Origin of the sequence: Enterobacter sp. ECC-219, assembly GCF_043966805.1 — a bacterium.
In the GTDB taxonomy this organism is placed as follows: Bacteria; Pseudomonadota; Gammaproteobacteria; order Enterobacterales; family Enterobacteriaceae; genus Enterobacter; species Enterobacter cloacae_N.
In genome coordinates this window covers 1665321-1685407 of the sequence record NZ_CP143680.1, presented here as the reverse complement: position 1 = coordinate 1685407, position 20087 = coordinate 1665321, and the positions used below count along the sequence as shown (strand labels likewise).

At 50.8% G+C, this 20087-nt stretch carries 18 protein-coding genes and 1 tRNA gene; 4 read left to right on the top strand and 15 right to left on the bottom strand.

Annotated elements, in window-relative coordinates; genetic code table 11:
• Positions 1-1479: 1479 nt before the first annotated feature.
• The 8 genes from V1603_RS07855 to V1603_RS07820 all read right to left on the bottom strand — a co-directional run bounded on the left by V1603_RS07855 (position 1480) and on the right by V1603_RS07820 (position 8223).
• Positions 1480-2019 (bottom strand): fimbrial protein, encoded by a 540-nt coding sequence (locus V1603_RS07855; protein ID WP_395313727.1) that lies wholly within the window; start codon positions 2017-2019, stop codon positions 1480-1482.
• Positions 2016-2492, bottom strand: coding sequence for a fimbrial protein (locus V1603_RS07850; protein ID WP_395313726.1), 477 nt, complete (start codon positions 2490-2492; stop codon positions 2016-2018). Before V1603_RS07850 ends, V1603_RS07855 begins: the two co-directional genes overlap by 4 nt.
• 14 nt (positions 2493-2506) lie before the next feature.
• Positions 2507-2977, bottom strand: a complete 471-nt coding sequence (locus tag V1603_RS07845; protein ID WP_395313972.1) for a fimbrial protein — start codon at positions 2975-2977, stop codon at positions 2507-2509.
• Positions 2978-3011: 34 nt separating this feature from the next.
• Positions 3012-3671: a fimbrial protein gene (locus V1603_RS07840; RefSeq protein WP_395313725.1), complete on the bottom strand. Its 660-nt coding sequence runs from the start codon at positions 3669-3671 to the stop codon at positions 3012-3014.
• Between the two features lie 29 nt (positions 3672-3700).
• Positions 3701-4450, bottom strand: coding sequence for a fimbria/pilus periplasmic chaperone (locus tag V1603_RS07835; protein WP_395313724.1), 750 nt, complete (start codon positions 4448-4450; stop codon positions 3701-3703).
• Between the two features lie 25 nt (positions 4451-4475).
• Positions 4476-7004 carry an outer membrane usher protein gene (locus V1603_RS07830; protein WP_395313723.1) on the bottom strand — a complete coding sequence of 843 codons (2529 nt, stop codon included), beginning with the start codon at positions 7002-7004 and terminating at the stop codon, positions 4476-4478.
• Positions 7005-7058: 54 nt separating this feature from the next.
• The gene (locus tag V1603_RS07825) at positions 7059-7604 is read right to left on the bottom strand and encodes a fimbrial protein (RefSeq protein WP_395313722.1); all 546 of its coding nucleotides are present in this window, start codon (positions 7602-7604) and stop codon (positions 7059-7061) included.
• Positions 7605-7698: 94 nt separating this feature from the next.
• Complete coding sequence (locus V1603_RS07820; protein ID WP_395313721.1) at positions 7699-8223, bottom strand: fimbrial protein; 525 nt, start codon at positions 8221-8223, stop codon at positions 7699-7701.
• A 322-nt stretch (positions 8224-8545) separates the two neighbouring features.
• Here V1603_RS07820 and V1603_RS07815 point away from each other — a divergent pair, with 322 nt between their 5' ends.
• The 3 genes from V1603_RS07815 (at position 8546) to V1603_RS07805 (ending at position 11566) form a co-directional block, all read left to right on the top strand.
• Complete coding sequence (locus tag V1603_RS07815; protein WP_395313720.1) at positions 8546-9433, top strand: transcriptional regulator; 888 nt, start codon at positions 8546-8548, stop codon at positions 9431-9433.
• A complete protein-coding gene (locus V1603_RS07810) occupies positions 9430-9894 on the top strand; it encodes a hypothetical protein (RefSeq protein WP_395313719.1) in 465 nt (154 codons plus the stop codon). Before V1603_RS07815 ends, V1603_RS07810 begins: the two co-directional genes overlap by 4 nt.
• A 115-nt stretch (positions 9895-10009) precedes the next feature.
• Positions 10010-11566 carry an EAL domain-containing protein gene (locus V1603_RS07805; protein WP_395313718.1) on the top strand — a complete coding sequence of 519 codons (1557 nt, stop codon included), beginning with the start codon at positions 10010-10012 and terminating at the stop codon, positions 11564-11566.
• Positions 11567-12251: 685 nt separating this feature from the next.
• Here V1603_RS07805 and V1603_RS07800 read toward each other — a convergent pair.
• The 4 genes from V1603_RS07800 to proB all read right to left on the bottom strand — a co-directional run bounded on the left by V1603_RS07800 (position 12252) and on the right by proB (position 16167).
• The gene (locus tag V1603_RS07800; protein ID WP_395313717.1) at positions 12252-13448 is read right to left on the bottom strand and encodes a tyrosine-type recombinase/integrase; all 1197 of its coding nucleotides are present in this window, start codon (positions 13446-13448) and stop codon (positions 12252-12254) included.
• Between the two features lie 163 nt (positions 13449-13611).
• A tRNA-Thr gene (locus V1603_RS07795) sits at positions 13612-13687 on the bottom strand.
• Between the two features lie 111 nt (positions 13688-13798).
• On the bottom strand, positions 13799-15052 hold the full coding sequence (gene proA, locus V1603_RS07790) for a glutamate-5-semialdehyde dehydrogenase (RefSeq protein ID WP_116341709.1): 1254 nt from the start codon (positions 15050-15052) through the stop codon (positions 13799-13801).
• Positions 15053-15063: 11 nt separating this feature from the next.
• Positions 15064-16167 carry a glutamate 5-kinase gene (gene proB / locus V1603_RS07785; protein WP_116341711.1) on the bottom strand — a complete coding sequence of 368 codons (1104 nt, stop codon included), beginning with the start codon at positions 16165-16167 and terminating at the stop codon, positions 15064-15066.
• A 305-nt stretch (positions 16168-16472) separates the two neighbouring features.
• On the opposite strand from proB, the gene phoE reads away from it, so the two are divergent.
• Positions 16473-17525, top strand: coding sequence for a phosphoporin PhoE (gene phoE / locus V1603_RS07780; protein WP_116341713.1), 1053 nt, complete (start codon positions 16473-16475; stop codon positions 17523-17525).
• A gap of 112 nt (positions 17526-17637) precedes the next feature.
• Here phoE and crl read toward each other — a convergent pair whose 3' ends face one another.
• From crl to gpt, 3 genes are all read right to left on the bottom strand, one after another.
• Entirely contained in the window at positions 17638-18039 is a 402-nt protein-coding gene (gene crl, locus V1603_RS07775; protein WP_008500249.1) for a sigma factor-binding protein Crl, read from the bottom strand.
• Positions 18040-18096: 57 nt separating this feature from the next.
• Positions 18097-19341: an esterase FrsA gene (gene frsA, locus V1603_RS07770; RefSeq protein ID WP_028012084.1), complete on the bottom strand. Its 1245-nt coding sequence runs from the start codon at positions 19339-19341 to the stop codon at positions 18097-18099.
• A 104-nt stretch (positions 19342-19445) separates the two neighbouring features.
• A complete protein-coding gene (gene gpt, locus V1603_RS07765; protein ID WP_003863205.1) occupies positions 19446-19904 on the bottom strand; it encodes a xanthine phosphoribosyltransferase in 459 nt (152 codons plus the stop codon).
• Positions 19905-20087: the final 183 nt, after the last annotated feature.

Here is a 20087-nt window from a genome sequence, read left to right as displayed (position 1 = left end):
GGGCCCCTTTGTCGTGAATACTAAAATAATTGCCATTATCCAGATGCAGTGCAGTGTTATTATCTACCAGCCTCCCCTAGCACAGAAAAAACGAGATCGATACCCAATTGACTAGCGCCAAGGCAAGACTGACTTTTACCGCCGTCACAGTCAGGGCTTTGGATGCAATTATCCCTGAAGAAACGAAAAATTAAATAACACCGAAATCAATTTCTTTAGGGCATTAATCGTAACCGTTCATTCAGATGCTTTGATTGCCGATATGCCATTAAGACATAAGGTTAGTTTTCTCCGGATATACCTAGAATGTAACCTCACCTTTCGCTGGCTTATTCTTCCGGCGCAACATATCCGTCGGTACCTTGTTGCCCTCTTTAACAACTCCGAGTTCGACATTGTTATATATAAGACCCATACCAATACCAGGCCGTAGAACATCCACTACAAGATTGCCATAAAAGTAGATCCATTCTTTTTTAATATAACCGTTAGTCCAGAAAACCACGCTCCGCGTCATAACTCGTGAGGTCCATAACCGACCGCCAACCGGCAAATCGGCACCTAGAGCTAGCCGCCGACATTTTCACTTGATTCAGTAATCCCTCTTTGCACGATAGAGCTCAAAGTCCATCTCCACCGCGCACCAGCTCCAGTATAATATCTTTACATTTATATTCCGCAGTACAGCGGAAAGTATATTTTTTTCAAAAAATACATTTTAGGGTTGTACACCTGCAGCAAAGTCAATCTCACGCCCCAATGGGTTTGCTAGGTTCAAACAAGTCCCCTTAGAGTCCCCCATATAAGCTGCACACCTTATTCGTAACTCACGTTGACAACTGCGATTCCAGATACGGTACCGGGGTTTAGGTTACGGACTCCCTCGGTTTTCACTCGCAAGTTCACTGTGGTTCCAACCCCGGCATGTATGTTGTAGGACCTCGGTTTCCCCCACCCAGCCCCCCAGTCAAGCACAGCGACGGCCGTGGAGTGTCCGCTCAGAAGTATTTTTTCATCACTATTTGTTTCAATGCGGACGTCTGCGGGCGCAGTGCATGTGAGCGTTACCCCCGGTACGGCGTGCGGATATGCCGCTAGTAACCTCGAATGTCCGTTTGGTAGACAAACGCATAGTCACCACTGGTCAGTGCCGCCCGGACTTCCGCCACCGAAGCTACGCTACCGCCATGTCCCCGCAAATGCATACACCGCGCGGGTTTTGGCAATAGCGGCTCCACAAGCAGCGCGTCCCACTTCAATACCAGCGCATCCTGCGCGCACCACTGCACCCAACTGCGACCTCCACGTCGAAATACCTGCATCGGCGCCAGCTGGTTATACCCACTTTGCAGATGCTGATACAACCAGTCGCCATGCTGCGCCCAGTGAAAGCGTAAATGCCAGAAGTCGGCATTGGGCGGGACATGGCGGCGACGTTGGCCCAGCCAGTGCTAGGCCACTTGCCACGCCATAGCTTCGTTATTCATATTCCAGGCTAAAAGTCGCCACCGCGCTGAACGGTCCACGCTCGATGGATTTATGCTTCAATGCCTCCGGCTCACCCTGCACATAGGCCCGCGCCGTCAGGATGTTGGTGCCGCTGACCAGCGCCTGTGCTTTACCAGGCTTGTTAATCGGCAACGGCTCACCCTGCGTGGTTTCCATACCGATGGCGATGCCACTGGCCTGGCTGCCACCGTTCAGCGCAAGCAGCCCCGGCAACGCAGTGCTTTCCGTGCCGCTGAAGGTCACCCTGACCATTTTGCCCAGACTCAGATCGCACTGCGCCAAGTGCAGCTCAAACGTCTGCCCGGGCGTGCGGGTGTTCTGATACAGGTACTTATCGATGACCGTGTCAAAATCCAGCACCACCGTCTCGTCCCCCGGCGGGATCACGCAAGGCTCAGCCACCAGTGCACCGTGCAACCGCATATTATCCGCCGCCATCACAGGCGAACTGTACAGCAGCAGCGTCGCAAGGCAGCAGACCATGTTGTTAACCATCGCAAACCACCTCATTGATACACCGCAAGCAAAGTAGCAGTGGCTTCAAATGCCCCTTCCTTCAACGTTGCACCCGGCCGTTTCACCGGCACCGCCTCCAGCGTCGGCGGTGTGTTCAGCTTGATAGAAACAGGCTGATTGAGAGTAAACGGTTTGCCGTTTTGCAACAGGCGGACAGCAAGATCGTCCATGTTGCTCACAATCGCCGCATCGTCGTAATCCGCCGGCGTACCGACCACCTCCAGCGTCATGTTCCACTTCCCGGCCCCCGGGGTACAGGTGATCCGGTAATTCACCGATTGCATATAGCTAACGCCGTCTACTTTGCTGACCCCGACGCGATTGCCAAAATCGACGTCAACCTTCCCGCCATCGTTGATGGTACACGCCGGCGGTTCGATAAGAGTGCCTGAAAAACGCATGTTCTCCGCTGCAGCCGCATTGCCACTCAGCACCATCAACAAAAAAAACCCACCATATCCTGTCATCACCATCCCCCCTTTCAATGGTACTCCACCTTCATGGTCGCCCCGGCGGAAAACTTGCCACCATTAAGCTGGATGCCAGCCTGCTTGACCAGTACCGCTTCAAGTTTCGGCAAGTTCGGGTAGGTAAAATTCACCCAACTGTTAATCGGTTGTGGATTGCCGTTGCGCAAGAGAGCTACCCCCAGACCATCTTTGTCGGTTTGCAAGACATCAGAATCAAAGCTGGCACCATTCCCCTGGATTTGCAGCTTCATTGCATTGTTCGGCGCATTTTTGCATTCCATCGAGTAGATCACTGGCTGTTTTTTGTAGCTACCGTCGATGCGGGTGGTGATCACAGCGTTACCAAAACTCACCTCAATCAGGCTATTGTTGTTAATTACGCAGGGCGGCGGTGCGACAATAGTTACCGTCACTTTGATAGTCGTCATCGCCTGCACCTGCGGGCCAAATAGTATAATTGCCACCAGTCCGCAGCCGGTCATACTCCGTCTAAACGTTGCCTTCATCCTTGCTCCCCTAGTCATAGCTAAGCCGGAAATCCACCACTGCCGCATAGGCGCCAGGCTGCAACGATGCACGGGTACGTTCCGGCGTAATGGTATAGTTCAGCGAGTTTTTCCCCACCGCCAGTGCCAGCGGCGCATCCCGGCTGCCAGGGTGAATATCTCTACCCTGTTCATCGGTGATACGCAGGGCTACCCCGGCCGCACCGTATACCTTCACCAGTTCAGGGTTATCTGCGTCTGCGGGTGCGATAAAACTGACCGATACCGCTGGTTGATGGGCGCTCCAGACCAGGTTGCCACTGCGTTCATCCCGGTTTTCTGCAGGGCTACGCAGACAATCCTGAAGTTGCAGTTGGACGTTCACCGGCTCTCCACGCGCACCTGTCTTCGCTAATTGCGCACTGGTAGTATTACCCAGTTGAACCATTTGGTAAGCGGAAGCCATTTCCAGCCTGCATGCACTTTCAGTCAGCTCACCGTGCACATGCAGCACGCCATGTGCCCCCTCTACCTGCCAGTTATTCGCCGCATAAGCAGGCGAAAATAGCCATAACAACATGCAAAGACACAATGGCATGATCATGACAGCCACAAGCGAAATCACCATCGCATAGAGCAATTCGTGGCGGTGATAACCACTGTCATCCCATCGCCGGGTTCTTGTTCGCATCGCTAACCCACTTGTTTTTTCGCTAAATATTACTTACTTCCCGTAACCGCCTGGCAACTCGCACCGTTACAGTTAAAGCTCAACTGTGGACGGCCGCCGTAGTCGTTGATATAAGTCAGCACCGGTGAATTACCCAAGGCAGACGCGGCGACTTTCAACGGTGCGCTGCCCTTTGGTGGCACCATCAGGGGTTCGAAACCTGCTGCACTGGCACCATCTTTTTTGTTACTGGCATCAACAAGCGTCACATAGTACGGCGTTGGGTTATTCACCTGATAAGTGTCACCCTGTTTGCTCAGCGTCAGTTTTTCCTGCCACGGTGCAACGGATTCCGGGTTTGCCACCGCAATGGCCTTTGGTCGGTAGAACAGCTTGACCCGGGTTTGCAGCGCCAGTTGCAGCGTGTTCGGCTTGTCGCTCTTCGGTGGGATCTCACGCAGATTGAAGTAGAACAGCGTTTCGCGATCCTGCGGCAGCGTACTGGTGGCCGGTAAACCCTGTACCTTTACCTGACTTTTAGCGCCCGGCTCCAGACGCTGTACTGGTGGCAGCACCGTCAGCGGGCTGGTAATTTTTTTGCCGTTAGCATCTTCAATCCACCCTTGGGCCAGATAAGGCAGCTGTTTGTTTTCGTTACTAATGCTTAGGCTGACAGACTTGTCACCACCGCTGAAAATCACCCGGGTCCGATCCAGCGAGATGGCTGCTGAGGCCTGTTGAGCGCTCAGCAAGCCGATAAGACCGCTGGCGATAATTGTCATTCGAAGATTGGTTTTCATTACTCTCTACTCGTTCAAAAGTTCATTAAGACTTGCCTGTGGCTACGGGGCCGCAAGGCAGTAATAAGTTGGCCATTTGGCCCGACGACAGTGTCTGCGGCAGAGTGATACTGCATTGCTCTGTACCGCCCCAGCTCACCCTCATCCCTTCACCAGCATTAATGCCACTCAGGTACACTTCACCGTTGTCATTGATAATGCCAACTTCCTGTCCTTTATCGTTGCGCACCGTGGCACCAAATGGCGGCACAGAGCCGTCTGCCAGTCTTACCACCGCCATCGCCTTCTCACCGGCGATCACATCGAAGTGGCGGTAGCCGATGGCACCTTCAGTCAGCGTGGCCTGCGTCACGCTCTGGCTGACTTCTGCGTTTTCCGGCAGCGTGTTCAGATCAACACTGAACTGGTTGCGGTAATAACTGCCCACATCTACCACTACGGCTTTACCGAAAGCGTTACTCAGGGTAGGTGTACTGTAACCGCGTATTGGAATCCCCGGCACACCATCAGTATCCAGCAGCATGCGGGTACCACCACTCATGCTGTTGCGGTGTAGTGCTGCGCCTTTCAGCGTTGCCGTCATCCCCCCCTGCATCGACAAGCCCAGCGAGCTGTACTGTCCGGCCTGGTAGCTGGCGCTGGCGCTCACCATGCTGATATCGCCACTGTGGCTGTAATAACCGCTGGCAGTAGAACCGCTGCGTGTGGTACCGGCGCTTACCTGATAGGTATCACGCTCATTAAGCCGGTCGTAATATCCCACCTGATGGCTGCTATCGTTGTGGCTGTAACTGCCGCTGTAGCTCAGTGAGCCATTACTTCCCCACGGCAGTGATAGCGACAGGTACATGCCATCGTCGTTAGTGCCGTTATATTTATTGCGATAGCCGGTCAGCGAAAGACTGATATTCCGGAAACGCCCCAGATTGAAATAGCGTGACAACGTCAGGTTATAACGGTCATTTGCCGGTCGGTCCCAGTAGGTCTGGTGGTTGTAGTTGAGATACGCGCTCAACCCTAAATCCCGGAACTGCTGGTTAAAGGTGATGGTATACATCTCCTTACTGCTGTCGGTTCGCGTTCCGTCACGGAGTGCATCCAAGTATTCGCCCATTGACATATAGTTGCGCTCCGAGAAGCGGTAGCCGGCGAATGTCACCTGACTGTTGTAGTCATCAAAGCGTTTGGAATAGCTCAACCGATATGAACCGCCGCTCAGGGTCCCCTGTTGCGGTAGTTGCGCACGCGACTGGGTAGCATCGAACGATAATGCGCCAAACATCATCAAATCACGGCCAATCCCCAGCGCCAGGGCGTTGTAATCACCGCCCGCTACGCCACCACCGTAAAGTGACCAGCCATTACTGACCCCCCAAGAGAATTCACCAGTGCCGAACATTGGCCCATTGACGTGATGTTCCCAGTCCGCAGGTCGGCCAGCCGCCAGCTTGTAGCGAACGGAACCGGGACGAGTCAGGTAAGGAATACTGGCCGTGTCCATTGTGAACTCCTGCACACTGCCGTCTTGCTCTTCCACCCGAACGTCCAACTGACCGCTGACTGCGTCGTTTATGTCCTGAATACGAAACGGGCCCGCCGCCACCTGCGTTTCATACAGCACACGCCCCTGCTGACGGACAATCACTTTGGCGTTGCTACGAGCAATACCCGTCACTTCAGGCGCATAGCCGCGCAGGTTGGGCGGCAGCATATTGTCGTCAGTCACCAAGCTTGCACCGGTGTAGCGGAAGCTGTCGAAGATATCCGAGTTCAGGTAGTCTTCGCCCATTGTCAGCCTGGCCCCCAACTTCGGTAGCGCACGATAGGCGTAGTAACGGCTCCAGTCCCAGCTGGAGTCTGTCGGCGCGCCCGAGCCGCTCTGATGAGCCAGACGTGACTGCCAGTCTGCCCGCAGGCGCCATGCCCCCAGGTTGCCGCCCAGCGTACCGTTGCCGCTGAGATTGTAACTTTGCGTTCCCTGTTTTTGCTGTCGCTGACCTTGCGCATTGAGGTTGTAGTCGAATAATACCCCTGGGATCCCCTCATCCCAGCGCGATGGTGGATCCCAGTTTTCTGCGGTATATTCCAGATACGCCTGCGGAATATTTATATACAGCGCCGCAGCGCCCAGATCGCCGCGCACTTCCATCCCCTCTAGGCTGTGGGGATCCAGACACTGGTTTTCATGCCACCAGGTCAATTTTTGTAAGGCACTTTCTTTCAGTCCCAACTGCTCAGCCAGTTCAGGCGTAATACATGCTTCACTACCTTTCGGATCGTCGTCCGGCGGATAAAATGCCACCGACCTATCGGTTAATGTTTGTTTATTTACGTGCACGGAAAAAATATAATCTCCGGGCATGATAAAATTGCCGCGAGAAAACTGCTCCAGATCAATATTGGCGCGATCCTTTACGTCCAGCACGTCAATATTAAATTCAATATTGCTAGCATTGACTCCATTAGTCTGGAAAGACAGAGCTAAAGAAATTAGAACACCAAAAAATTTTGGTTGTACCATTCCTATAAAGCCATATGACGGAGTAGTTGACATCCGCAGACCCTTATCGACAGTTTTTTTAAATCCACAGACACTATTTAAAAGTGATCAGTAATAGTCCATTTTGAACCGTACGGTAGATGCGTATTCACCTGCTTTTAATACCTGACGATTCCCCACTAGTCGAAGACCATAATTAAATATCATCTCACCAGGATGGATTGCCCCTTTAGTCATTGGAGTGCCTGGCACGGCAATATTTCCTTTTTCGTCGGAAATTTGCAGCGCTATCCCTTTTGCACTGCCATCGAGGCCAAAATAACCAGCATCTTCTCTGCCATCAAAGGTCACTTCGAAATAGCGCCAGTCTTCCAGCGCTGGATTAAATTTCTCCAACACACAACTCACTAATTTAATACTGAAAGCTTGCCGTTCACTTTGACCATCACGTATTACCTGGCTTATGGGCAATGTTTCCATTTTAATAGTTTGATCGACGCTTTCGGTATCAATCGCACAGGCCGAAGCGATAATCCGGCCATTCATGGTCACTTCACCGCGTCCCTGATTGGCAGACAATACCGGATGCGAATACAGCACAATCTGAGCGGCTATAATGCTCGGTAAAATCCATTTACCCTTTAACAGACGCATACCTTTTCTCCGAGTCACGATAATTAAACACGTTAACAAACAGCATGCGGGTTGCCCCGCATGCGATTAACCATGCGAAATAATCGTCACGGGATTACTGGTAAGCCAGGGTGAAGTCAGCCACAGAGTTGAATTCGCCTGGAACGATGGCAGAAGACGCGCCGTCACCCTGGAGGTGTGCACTGAAGCGAAGGGTTGCCTGACCATCCTCAACTTTCTGAGATTTACTGGCTTGGGCCAGCGGCAGCAGTTTGCCGTCCAGGTCGTTAATAGCGATGCTTGCACCACGTGCAGTACCTTTCATCGCCAGCAGGCCCGGGGCCGCTTCAGATTCGGTACCGGTGAAGGTCGCAGTGACACTTTTAGCGGTAGAAATATCACAGCCTACCAGCTTGATCAGGATATCCTGAGGGGTAGATTTCCCGCCATTTTTCAGTTGGCTTGAAGCGATATCGCCCAGCTTAACCGTTTGATCCAAGCTACCTGGTTCAATAGAGCACGGGGCATCGGTGATCGAACCTTTAAAGGTAACGGTGCCGGAGCCTTGGTTGGCTGCGTTAGCCATAGAGATACCACCCAAAGTGATTGCAGCTGCCAGCATGATTTTGTTCAGTTTCATCGTGTTAATCCATATATATTTTAAATTTGAAAAGAGCCCTGAGATAACATCCGCTCTGTATTTGCTCTTGTATTTACGCCGGTGAGGAGTGCTTTGCTTACCCTGTTTTGGCGATGTGAGAATGATACCCTCCACCAAACCAAAAAAGCCAAATAAACTAGATAATTTAGTTTATACGATATAATCAACTATAAAAAATCAAATAATTATTTTTATACACTAAAAATTATTGCAATCTCGATACTTTTAGAATTTTAAATCATATAAAAAAAATAAAAACACACCAACCGCATTGTGGTTTACGTCAGGTTTGAGATTTTTCTTGAAAAGTTCATGGTCTGAGATAGGATACCAACATGCCAGAGTTCCAAACCCAACGGTAAAATTTATAAAAATGAAATATATAATAAATAAATTTGTTGTTTTCGATACGGACAAACGAATAGCTTACCTATATGAAAACAACCAAATAGTTACCCGAGTGACGAAGCCTGCCACACGTCTTCTTCTGGAGTTTATCCAGTCAAACGGCGTTAGTATTTCCCGAGATGATTTATTGGAGAGGGTATGGCTTGCCTATGGCTACTCTGCTTCGAATGCAGGTTTAAATAATTATATCAGCGAACTGCGTAAGGCTTTTGCGGCATTAGGTTGTCATCAAGAACTTATTACCACCCTTCCTAAGTTGGGATTCAAATTTGAAGCTGAGATTGATCTTCTTGATGCTGTCATGGATACGCCAGAAGGAAGTCAATTTCTTGAAAAACCTTTAACGTTGAAAGATATTGATGAAAGTGAAGAGGCCAGTATAGAAATTTTACCGGCTTCGAACGTTGATGTTTCACCACATAGAAAGAAATTGTACGCTTTATCAGGTTTCATCCTTTTTATTGTGGTTATTGGCTTCACCATGTTAATGATTAATCGTCAGAAAAGTTATGATTTTAAAAAAATCGCCAGAATAGAGCAATGCGAGCTCTATGTACTGGATAAAACGCCTCTGGTTGATGATTTTGTTGAAACCATAAGTGTTATATTAAAGCAGGAAGCAGTGGATTGTAAAAAAATCCCCAGCGATGTGTTTTATCATGAAGACCGCATTGGTAAAAATATAGTGCGAGCAGACCTAATATCCCTTTGCATCAAGGTTAACAACAATCGTTACGACTCCTGCTTTAACATCAAAAGCCAAAGAAATACGTCAAAATGAAAAAAAAACTTATCGCCCTGAATTTGATACTTATCTTACAGTTCTTTTCGTTCAATCTGCATGCAATTGAACCTTTCAAATGCATGTCTCATTACAAAACAGTGATAGAAAAGGATCATGACTCAACTCTTTTCGATGGTCGTCTCACTCTATTCTTGAAAAATGACAGCGAAGGCTTTTTCGAATTTATTGGCAAGATAAAAACTAATGAAAAAAATTACCTGCTATCAAGGACTGTTTTTTTCTCTATGGCTTCACATGAGATAAATGAGTCTAAACAGGTAACGATCGGAAAAGTGGTCAAACATCTCAGCGACACTACCCCAGACGATATTTGGCAGGCAGACATCTTGCCTCAGCTCCCGGGCATCGATTTTCAGATAGAAATACGGCGCTTGAAAAATAATCTGATACTCGTTAAGTCTCTCAATACTGCTTATCTCATTTGTGCTGCTGAATGATAATTTATGCGGGATTATCACTCATTCTACGAGCACATGTTTTACGTGGTACGATCCAGGGCATGAGGTAAAGCCACTGGGAAATTCTGTGATTAAGTATTCCTGAAACCATGCAATGGATCTTATGATGAAAATGAGTAAAAGCGCTTTGGCTGTCTGCATTCTCGCTCCTGCTCTGCTAGTCACTCTTCTGTCTTCAGGGATGGCCGTTCTTCAGCTAAAAAGAAATATAGCTTTAACGGCGGACGTACTCATTGGCCAGATTGACCATGTGACAACCATTGCCCTCAATGCGACCAACAGCACAGTAAAGCTTGCCTCTCAGCCATGCGAAGGTATTTTTCAGAAATTGGCTGAGACTGCTGCGTATACACCATATATACGCAGCATCGGACTTATCCGCGATGATATTCTGGTCTGTTCCTCTGTAACCGGCGCCAGACAATACAATGCCACAAATGTTTATGGTTTCCCCATCTCAGCGCCTAAAGGCAGTTTTAAGATAATCGCAACAGAAGGTACCAGTAGTGTCCCCGGACATGAGGCCATAATCTATGCCTCCCGCGCCGATAGCAACGTGACTGCGTTCAGCGTGGTGGACGCACGCTATTTAACTGACCTAATGCTTTCGCTGGATGATGAAAATCATGCCATGCTTCAGCTGCAGTTCAGCGATGGTCCAGTCATCACCAGTCAGGGCAATATCTATCCGCATAAAGCTGGTTTTCATACAGAATTCCGTTCTGACTATAGCCAGGCCCGCCTGCAGATTAAGACCCCCCTGCTGGCACTTAACCACTACATACTACGAAACATGATCTTTCTTGGGCCGCTGTCTCTTTTACTGACGCTGGTTATGTTGTATTTGTGTCGCCGCTGGCAAGCAAGAAAAATGTCTCTGGCGGATGAAATCAGGAAAGGTATGGCGGATGGAGAATTCTCGGTACATTATCAGCCCGTATGCGAAACATCATCAGGAAAGTGCTCTGGCGCTGAGGCCTTGATGCGCTGGCAGCGTGGCGATGGCAGCACCATTTCACCCGCGGTATTCATCTGTGCGGCGGAAGAAGAAGGCCTCATTATTAGCCTTACACAACATCTTTTCGGCCTGATTGCGAGCGACGTCAGTAACTGGGAAGTTTCAGCCCCCTTCCACTTGGGAGTAAATATTGCAGCGGATCACATAATGGACAGGTCATTTACGACTGATATATTGCAGTTGAGGATGTTACTTGATGCCTCACTCTGTCTTGTACTTGAAATTACCGAGCGTAGTCTGGTTGAAGACTCCTCAACAGCTTCAGCTAAAATGGAAGAACTTCGCCAGAAAGGGTGCCGGGTGGCGGTCGATGACTTTGGCACGGGTTACTGCTCGTTAAGTCTACTTAAGAAGTTGCCAGTTGATTATCTGAAAATTGACAAAAGCTTCATCGATACTCTGACCTCAGCCGGGGAGGATACCCCGGTACTGGACGCTATTGTCGGCCTGAGTAAACGCCTTGGCTTTACCACTATTGCAGAAGGCGTGAGCACACAACATCAGGTCGAATGGCTAACGAAAAATCAGGTGCCTTACGTTCAGGGATATCATTATGCAAGACCAATGTCGGCATCTCATTTCTATCAGTGGTATGAAGCAAACGTGGCTCGTTCTGTAGTTAGCGTCACTTAATAGGGGTACGGCAACTTCGGAAGTAGCTCCAATATTCAGCTCCCCCTCCGCTAATTAGCCTGTAAACAATAGCCATAAAAACCGAACAAAGTCCGGTTTGGGCATACTAGCGGTCATGATGTTGCCGGACGACTTGAGCACACAAAAAATTTATTTGCCATCTTGTTCCGCGAGTAAAAGGAGGGTAAATACGCGCTCCATTTCACTGACTTTTTTATAAACACTTCCGGGGAATACACTACCCCGGCGTGAGAAACATAATGCAATGCCATTTCACGTGCTTTATGCACTACCCATTGATGCCGTAACATAATAATAACTTTTAAAAAAGATGATACGAGATGATGCGTTCGCGAGTAAGCGAGTATTGCTTCTGGTTCGATGATAGAAGGATGATACTCTTAGACTAAAAAAACAGGGCATTAAACTAGATAAACAAACAAAAAAAGAATAAAAAACCAATAAAAATTTATTTTTTATTTAAAAAAACTAGATTTTAAAATAAACACACCCAGCAATAGTATCTCTAGCTCAAGAAAAAAATGATTCATCATTCCCAATCAAAAAATCACCATTGTTTCTCTAAAAAAATGGTAACCCTTATGTAGGCTCCTCCATCTTGGAGGAGCTCTGCTTGATTTTTTATTCTTTCACTTCCATACAAGTGTTAGGTCAACAAGAGCAATCAGCAGGCAATATTGACACTGCATTTTCCAAAATTATCAATAAAATCAGCATACCACTGCATCATATCCCTTCTCCCCTCTAGATATTGAGCATGGTTATACGTCCCGCGAATCGCATTCTTATCTACATGAGCAAGCTGGGTCTCAATCCATGCCGTATTGAATCCTTCCTCATGCAATATAGTACTCATCGTGTGACGGAAACCATGCCCCGTTACCTTCCCAGTATACCCAATCCGTTTGAATACCTGATTAATACTCGCTTCACTCATCGTTTTACGTGGATCATTGCGCCCTGGGAAAACCAACGGATATTGCCCGGACATTACTTTGAGTTGCTGTACGATTTCTAACGCTTGGGTAGAGAGGGGGACAAGGTGCGGCCGTTTCATCTTCATACGCTCTGCAGGGATTTCCCACACCGCTTTTTCAAGATCAAACTCACTCCAGAAAGCACCTCGGAGCTCGCCGGTGCGAACTCCCGTAAGGATTAGCAGCCGAGCGGCAAGAACAACTAGCGGGCTCCCTGTATAGCTGGATAGGGCTTTAAAGAAGTCTGGTAACTCCTCAACGGTAAGGAAGGGGTAATGTTTCGATTCATGCCCTGACATCACACTGGTTAGATCCGCTGCAGGGTTATATTCCGCACGACCAGTCACGATGGCGTAACGGAAGACTTCGCTGCAGCGCTGTCGAACCTTCTTGGCCTTCTCTGTCGCACCACGGCTTTCCATTCGACGCAGCACATTCAGTAGAACCAAAGGTTTGATTTCATTCACCGGTTGCTGGCCGATATAGGGGAAAATATCTTTTTTGAAAGCTTCGATAATGTCGGAGGCATAACCTTCTGACCATCGACTCACCTTCGTTCCGTGCCATTCAAGTGCCACAGCCTGAAACGTATTATTGAGCTGCACATCGCGAACCAACTTTTCTTCTTTCTTGGCAAACGATGGATCGATACCTTCGGCCAGCTTTTTCTTGGCTTCATCACGTAGTGCCCTCGCTTGTGCAAGGGACACTGCCGGATAGACACCAAAAGCCATACGCTTCTCTTTTCCATTGAAGCGATATTTCATCCGCCAGTATCGAGAACCAGAAGGAACAACTTCGAGATACAAGCCTGCACCATCTGCTAGCTTGTAGGCTTTCTCTCTGGGTTTAGCAGCATCTACCTGTCGTGCATTAAGCTTCATTGGGGGCATCTCCCTGGACCGAACACAGAATGCCCCCACTTATGCCCCCAACTGCGACTTGATTTCGGTTGAGTCCAGTTGATAACAGGAGATAAAATACGGGCTAGAAACCGCAGTATACGGGCTTTTAGTTGATTTCGGTAGACTTGGGAAGAGTTTGAAATGGTGCCGATAATAGGAGTCGAACCTACGACCTTCGCATTACGAATGCGCTGCTCTACCAACTGAGCTATATCGGCCCTGAGAGGCCGGTTACGAGTGTAACCACGGGGCAAAAGGTTAGATCTATCCGGGTGATGCGTCAATGCCCTTTTGAATCAAACGGCTATTTTTGCATCACCCGTGATTATTTACGCACGAATCGTATCGTCACCGAAGCCGATCCACTTGTAGGTGGTCAGCGCTTCCAGTCCCATCGGACCGCGCGCGTGCAGTTTCTGCGTGCTGACCGCCACTTCTGCGCCCAACCCAAACTGTCCACCGTCGGTGAAGCGGGTGGAGGCATTCACATACACAGCGGATGAGTCCACTTCGTTCACGAAGCGATCGGCATTGCGCAGCGTCCGCGTCAGAATGGCGTCCGAGTGCTGGGTGCCGTGTTCACGGATGTGCGCAATGGCATCGTCGAGATCGCTCACGATTTTCACGTTCAGATCCAGTGACAGGAACTCGTCGTCGTACTGCTCCGCTTTTACGGGAACCACGTTAGCCGGGCCATTCTGAAGCAGTGCGAGCGCGTTGGCGTCAGCATGCAGCGTCACGCCGCTCTCCGCCATCTGCTTGCTCAGGGCCGGCAGGAAGGTGTTTGCGATATCCTGGTGCACCAGCAGCGTTTCCACCGTATTACAGGTGCTTGGACGCTGGGTTTTCGCGTTCACGATAATCTTCAGCGCCGGTTCAATTTCAGCGCTGTCGTCGACCACGATATGGCATACGCCGATGCCGCCGGTGATCACCGGAATGGTCGACTGCTCGCGGCACAGCTTGTGCAGGCCCGCGCCACCGCGTGGGATCAGCATGTCGATGTATTTGTCCATGCGCAGCATTTCGTTGACCAGCGCGCGGTCAGGACTTTCTATCGCCTGCACGGCACCCGCCGGCAAGCCGCACTCTTCCAGCGCCTGCTGGATGACCTTTACCGTCGCGGCATTGGTGCGCCAGGTCTCTTTCCCGCCGCGCAGAATGGCGGCGTTACCGGTTTTCAGGCACAGGGAAGCGACGTCAACCGTCACGTTTGGACGGGCTTCATAAATCACGCCGATGACGCCGAGCGGCACGCGTCGGCGCTCCAGACGTAAACCGCTGTCGAGCAGCCCACCGTCAATCACCTGCCCTACCGGGTCGGCAAGATTACAAACCTGACGAACATCGTCGGCGATGCCCTTCAGGCGGGCCGGGGTCAACGCCAGGCGGTCGAGCATCGCTTCGCTCAGACCGTTGCGACGCGCTTCCAGTAAATCCTGCTCGTTGGCGAGCAAAATTTCCTGGGACTGTGATTCCAGATAATCAGCGATTTTTTCCAGCACGCGGTTTTTCTCACGGCTGGAAAGGAGCGCCAGTTTGTAAGAGGCGGCCTTCGCGGCTGCGCCCATTTGTTCCAGCATGTTCTGGCTCCTTAACGAATAATCATGTCATCGCGATGCACGGCAACCGGGCCATATTCATAGCCCAGAATGGCGTCGATCTGCTGCGAGTGGTGGCCCGCAATGCGGCGCAGGGCATCGCTGTTATAGCGGCTTACGCCGTGGGCGATGTCGCGACCTTCAAGGTTACGGATGCGGATCACTTCACCACGGGAGAAGTTGCCTGTCACGCTTTTAATTCCTTTAGGAAGCAATGAACTCCCTCGTTCCAGAATCGCAGCGGTTGCCCCTTCATCGACGACGAGTTCGCCAGCGGGAGGCGCACCAAATATCCAGCGCTTGCGGTTTTCCAGCGGGGATTCCTGGGCATGGAAGCGGGTGCCGACGGAAATGCCTTCCATCACATCGCCAATCACGCCAGGGCGGCTGCCCGCAGCAATAATAGTGTCGATACCGGCACGACAGGCCACGTCAGCGGCCTGCAGCTTAGTGCCCATGCCACCCGTACCCAGGCCTGAAACGCTGTCACCGGCAATGGCGCGCAGGGCATCGTCGATGCCGTGAACGTCGGCGATCAGTTCAGCATCCGGGTTGGAGCGCGGGTCGGCGGTAAATAGCCCCTGCTGATCGGTCAGCAGCAGCAATTTATCGGCACCGGCCAGAATGGCGGCCAGCGCAGAGAGGTTATCGTTATCGCCCACTTTAATTTCAGCGGTGGCAACGGCATCGTTTTCGTTGATAACGGGAACAATGTTGTTGTCCAGCAGCGCGCGCAGCGTATCGCGTGCGTTAAGGAAACGCTCCCGGTCTTCCATATCCGCACGCGTCAGCAGCATCTGCCCGACGTGAATACCGTAGATAGAGAACAGCTGTTCCCAGAGTTGAATGAGTCGGCTTTGTCCCACGGCGGCCAGCAACTGCTTAGAGGCGATCGTCGCGGGGAGTTCGGGGTAACCCAGGTGTTCACGCCCGGCGGCAATCGCCCCGGAGGTCACAATCACAATACGGTGCCCTGCGGCATGCAGCTGAGCGCACTGACGTACAAGCTCAACAATGTGGGCGCGATTTAGGCGGCGCGATCCGCCTGTTAACACACTGGTACCGAGTTTTACCACCAGCGTCTGGCTGTCACTCATGATTCTCTGCCGTTCAACGATAAGGGAAAGTAATGTCGAACGAACGTTTTAACAGGAGTCAGCCCGGTTGCCAACTGCCTTAGTGCATCACCAGGCACTTTGTTGCGCGGGCTCAGGAAGCGTAGCGGCAGAATTTGACAAATTTATTACCGTAATAATAAATCACAGTTTTTTAAAATTATTCTTAGTTTGTCATAAAAGTTTCATTCCAGAACGATAAAACCCTTCCTGTTTTTTCACGGGACTTAAGCATGAGCTTATCGTCCAGCGAATTTTTTAAGCGCGTTTATAAGACAGGATCGAAAATGAAAAAGAGCACTCTGGCATTAGTGGTTATGGGCGTGGTGGCTTCCGCATCTGTTCACGCAGCAGAAGTTTATAATAAAAACGGTAATAAACTGGACGTGTACGGCAAAGTGAAAGCTATGCACTATATCAGTGATGATGACACCAAAGATGGTGACCAGACGTACGTTCGTTTCGGTTTTAAAGGCGAAACCCAGATTAACGATCAACTGACGGGCTATGGCCGCTGGGAAGCAGAATTTGCCGGTAATAAAGCGGAAAGCGACTCCTCGCAGAAAACACGCCTGGCGTTTGCTGGTCTGAAAGTGAAAGACTTTGGCTCTCTGGACTACGGTCGTAACCTGGGTGCCCTGTACGACGTCGAAGCGTGGACCGATATGTTCCCGGAGTTCGGCGGCGACTCTTCCGCGCAGACCGACAACTTTATGACCAAGCGTGCGTCCGGTCTTGCCACCTACCGTAACACGGATTTCTTCGGTGCGATTGACGGCCTGGACATGACGCTTCAGTACCAGGGTAAAAACGAAAACCGTGACGCCAAGAAACAGAACGGTGACGGTTTCGGTACGTCTCTGACCTATGACTTCGGCGGCAGCGATTTCGCGGTCAGCGGCGCGTACACCAACTCTGACCGCACCAACGCGCAGAACTTGCTGGCGCGCGGCCAGGGGCAGAAAGCAGAGGCCTGGGCTACCGGTCTGAAATACGACGCGAACGATATTTATCTGGCAGCGATGTATTCTGAAACCCGCAATATGACGCCAATTTCAGGCGGCTTTGCAAATAAAGCACAACACTTTGAAGTTGTTGCGCAATATCAGTTCGATTTTGGTCTGCGCCCGTCGCTGGGTTATGTCCAGTCTAAAGGCAAAGATATCGAAGGTATTGGTGATGAAGATCTGGTGAAATACATTGATGTTGGCGCGACCTATTACTTCAACAAGAATATGTCCGCGTTTGTTGATTATAAAATCAACCAGATTGACGACGATAATAAACTGGGCGTAAGCAGCGATGATATCGTTGCGCTGGGCGTGACGTACCAGTTCTAAGATTATCCAAATAAGATAATCCCGGCATATAAGCCGGGATTTTTTTGCCCGAGATAAATGCGGTCTGATGCCCTCACCCCGGCCCTCTTCCACAGGAAGAGGGAGAAAACCATTACGCGGTCAGCTTCACCGCTTCGCTGGAAAAGTCATCCGCTGGCTCGAATTTAAGGTCCAGGGTGGCCAGCAGTGCGCTCGCTTTGTCGTGGAACTCTTTCAGGGTATATTCCAGGCGATCGATCACTTCCTGATCTTTAATGGTGGTCGCCTGCCAGTTGCCGTCTTTATTAAACAGGCCAAACTGGTAGCTATACGTAAAACGCTTCTCCTCTGCTTCCATTTCCATCCACCAGCCCCAGAATTCACGTTTTTCGGGCGCAGGCTTCACGTTGACGCAAACAGCCAGGCAGTCGAAAAAAAAGCGATTCTCTTCACACTGCTCTTCTCGAATATACGGGCCGAGAGCCATAAATTTCTTAATCAGCCTACTTTTCGGGTGTCCACTCGGTAACGTCATTGCGATCTCCTTTTGTGAAGCCACTGTTTTACCAAACCAGCGAAATTTAGCAATCTATTAACACACTCTCTGGGCGATCCAGCGCGTGATCTCTTTCAAGGCTTTGTCAAAATTCTGATACACCGGGCTGAACGGCACCTCAAGCAATTTGCCATCCGCAGATGACGAAGTGATTAAGCGTGACTCTTCTTCAGGGCTGAACGGATCGTTTTTCCAGAAACCGGAAAGCATCGGCGTCGGGCAGCGGCGGCCCAGCAGCCCCTGCGTTTTTAACGAGTAACGATTAAGTTCGACACGCAGCGCTTCGTCTGATGCATCATGCATGCCAAGGCGACTGGCCAGCACGTCAAGGTACATCTCCGGCACGCTCCCCTGACGGGCAGGATCGCTGAGCAGGGCGTGAACCACCGGGCCCAGGCAGGCGACGGCCTTCAGCCGCGAAGATTCAAGATAAGCCAGACGCACCGCGACGTTGGCCCCAAAACGGAAGCCGAATGCCGCCACGCGGGTGTGGTCAACCCACGGAACATTTTCCAGCGCTTTAAGCGCATGCTGGTGCAGCAGGCTGGAATCCTGCGTTAACTTCCACTTCGACGAGAAGCCAATGGATGGCATATCGAGCGTCAGCATCGCGATCCCTTTTGGTGCGAAGTAGCGCTCATACAGGCTGTAATAGTCAATTTGCAGGGAGTCCAGACCGCCGCACATCAGCACGGTCGGGAACGGGCCATCGCCTTCAGGCATGTGCAGGAACCCGGTGACGGGCGCACCGCCCGGAACGGCGAACTCAAGCTCGCGCATCTGACCCGGCAGGCGTTGAGCCGCCTCCTCATAGGCACGATTCGCCAGCGCCTGAGCCTGCTCGGCCAGCTCATCCCCTTTCAAATGCGGATAGGCGGCGATGGCGTAGAGATTGGCTGCATGCAGCCAGTGCTTGCCGCTGCGCGTGGCATCTTCTTCCTGACTGGCTTTTTGCTGCCAGAGCATCGCCTGTTTAGACCATTCGTAGATCCAGTTTCCGCCCCGGTAGCCCACCACCGTATCGTAAAGCTCGCTGTCGGTACGCTCCGACTCGCTCATCACGATACGCGCCTGCACGTCGAGGATTTCACGGGGGTCTATACCGCGCCAGATCCACATCAGGCGGTTAATCATGCGGTACCAGTGGGGCACGTTTTTACCGTCTAACGCAGACTGGACGGCAGGCATGGTACCCGGATTAAACCGACGGACCAGCGTCGACGTTTCAGGGTGTTTGAAACGGGGTTTGAAAAGAGTCTCGGTGAGATTCGCCTGCGTCATTGCGTTGCCTCCATGGATACGTCATATAGTGCCCATTGTAACGCGTGGCGGGATAAAAAGAACAACGCCCGGCATAGCCGGGCGTGTAAAGTTACGTACTGAAATTAACGGCCTGAAATAGGCGGTACGAAGACCACGCCCATATCCCACGGCTGTTCAATCCAGGTATCCTGCGGGATATCAATTACGTAATCGTCAACCAGCGGACGGCCCGCCGGCTTAGCAAAGATCGTCACGAAGTGCGCTTTTGGATACATTTCGCGGATAGCCACCGCGGTACCGCCGGTGTCCACCAGATCGTCGATAACGATGAAGCCTTCACCGTCGCCTTCAGCGCGTTTCAGCACTTTCAGCTCACGCTGGTTATCATGGTCATAGCTGGAGATGCAGACGGTATCGACATGACGAATACCCAGCTCACGTGCCAGCAGCGCCCCCGGTACCAGACCGCCACGGCTGACGGCAATAATGCCTTTCCACTGTTCGGAAGGCATCAGACGCGCAGCCAGTTTGCGTGCGTGAATCTGCAACATGTCCCAGGTGACGACGTATTTTTCGCTCATGTGAAGTGTCCCAGCCTGTTTTTATACGGCTTAAAAAGTGTTCGAGGGGGAAATAGGTTGCGCGAGATTATAGAGATCTGACGCACTAAAAACCAGTGTTTAGCGCCCTCTGCCTGAGTTTTTACATGCTTTATGCTACCCGCCAGCAGAGAAAGTGGTATTCTCAGTTGCATCTCGCAAGCC

Coding starts and splice junctions, on each gene's coding strand:
- V1603_RS07840 (WP_395313725.1), bottom strand. CDS start 3,671: ATGCGAACAAGAACCCGGCGATGGGATGACAGTGGTTATCACCGCCAC.
- proA (WP_116341709.1), bottom strand. CDS start 15,052: ATGCTGGAACAAATGGGCGCAGCCGCGAAGGCCGCCTCTTACAAACTG.
- gpt (WP_003863205.1), bottom strand. CDS start 19,904: ATGAGCGAAAAATACGTCGTCACCTGGGACATGTTGCAGATTCACGCA.
- V1603_RS07800 (WP_395313717.1), bottom strand. CDS start 13,448: ATGAAGCTTAATGCACGACAGGTAGATGCTGCTAAACCCAGAGAGAAA.
- V1603_RS07850 (WP_395313726.1), bottom strand. CDS start 2,492: ATGACAGGATATGGTGGGTTTTTTTTGTTGATGGTGCTGAGTGGCAAT.
- V1603_RS07820 (WP_395313721.1), bottom strand. CDS start 8,223: ATGAAACTGAACAAAATCATGCTGGCAGCTGCAATCACTTTGGGTGGT.
- V1603_RS07805 (WP_395313718.1), top strand. CDS start 10,010: ATGGATCTTATGATGAAAATGAGTAAAAGCGCTTTGGCTGTCTGCATT.
- V1603_RS07825 (WP_395313722.1), bottom strand. CDS start 7,604: ATGCGTCTGTTAAAGGGTAAATGGATTTTACCGAGCATTATAGCCGCT.
- crl (WP_008500249.1), bottom strand. CDS start 18,039: ATGACGTTACCGAGTGGACACCCGAAAAGTAGGCTGATTAAGAAATTT.
- V1603_RS07830 (WP_395313723.1), bottom strand. CDS start 7,004: ATGTCAACTACTCCGTCATATGGCTTTATAGGAATGGTACAACCAAAA.
- V1603_RS07835 (WP_395313724.1), bottom strand. CDS start 4,450: ATGAAAACCAATCTTCGAATGACAATTATCGCCAGCGGTCTTATCGGC.
- V1603_RS07845 (WP_395313972.1), bottom strand. CDS start 2,977: ATGACCGGCTGCGGACTGGTGGCAATTATACTATTTGGCCCGCAGGTG.
- V1603_RS07810 (WP_395313719.1), top strand. CDS start 9,430: ATGAAAAAAAAACTTATCGCCCTGAATTTGATACTTATCTTACAGTTC.
- phoE (WP_116341713.1), top strand. CDS start 16,473: ATGAAAAAGAGCACTCTGGCATTAGTGGTTATGGGCGTGGTGGCTTCC.
- V1603_RS07855 (WP_395313727.1), bottom strand. CDS start 2,019: ATGAGGTGGTTTGCGATGGTTAACAACATGGTCTGCTGCCTTGCGACG.
- proB (WP_116341711.1), bottom strand. CDS start 16,167: ATGAGTGACAGCCAGACGCTGGTGGTAAAACTCGGTACCAGTGTGTTA.
- frsA (WP_028012084.1), bottom strand. CDS start 19,341: ATGACGCAGGCGAATCTCACCGAGACTCTTTTCAAACCCCGTTTCAAA.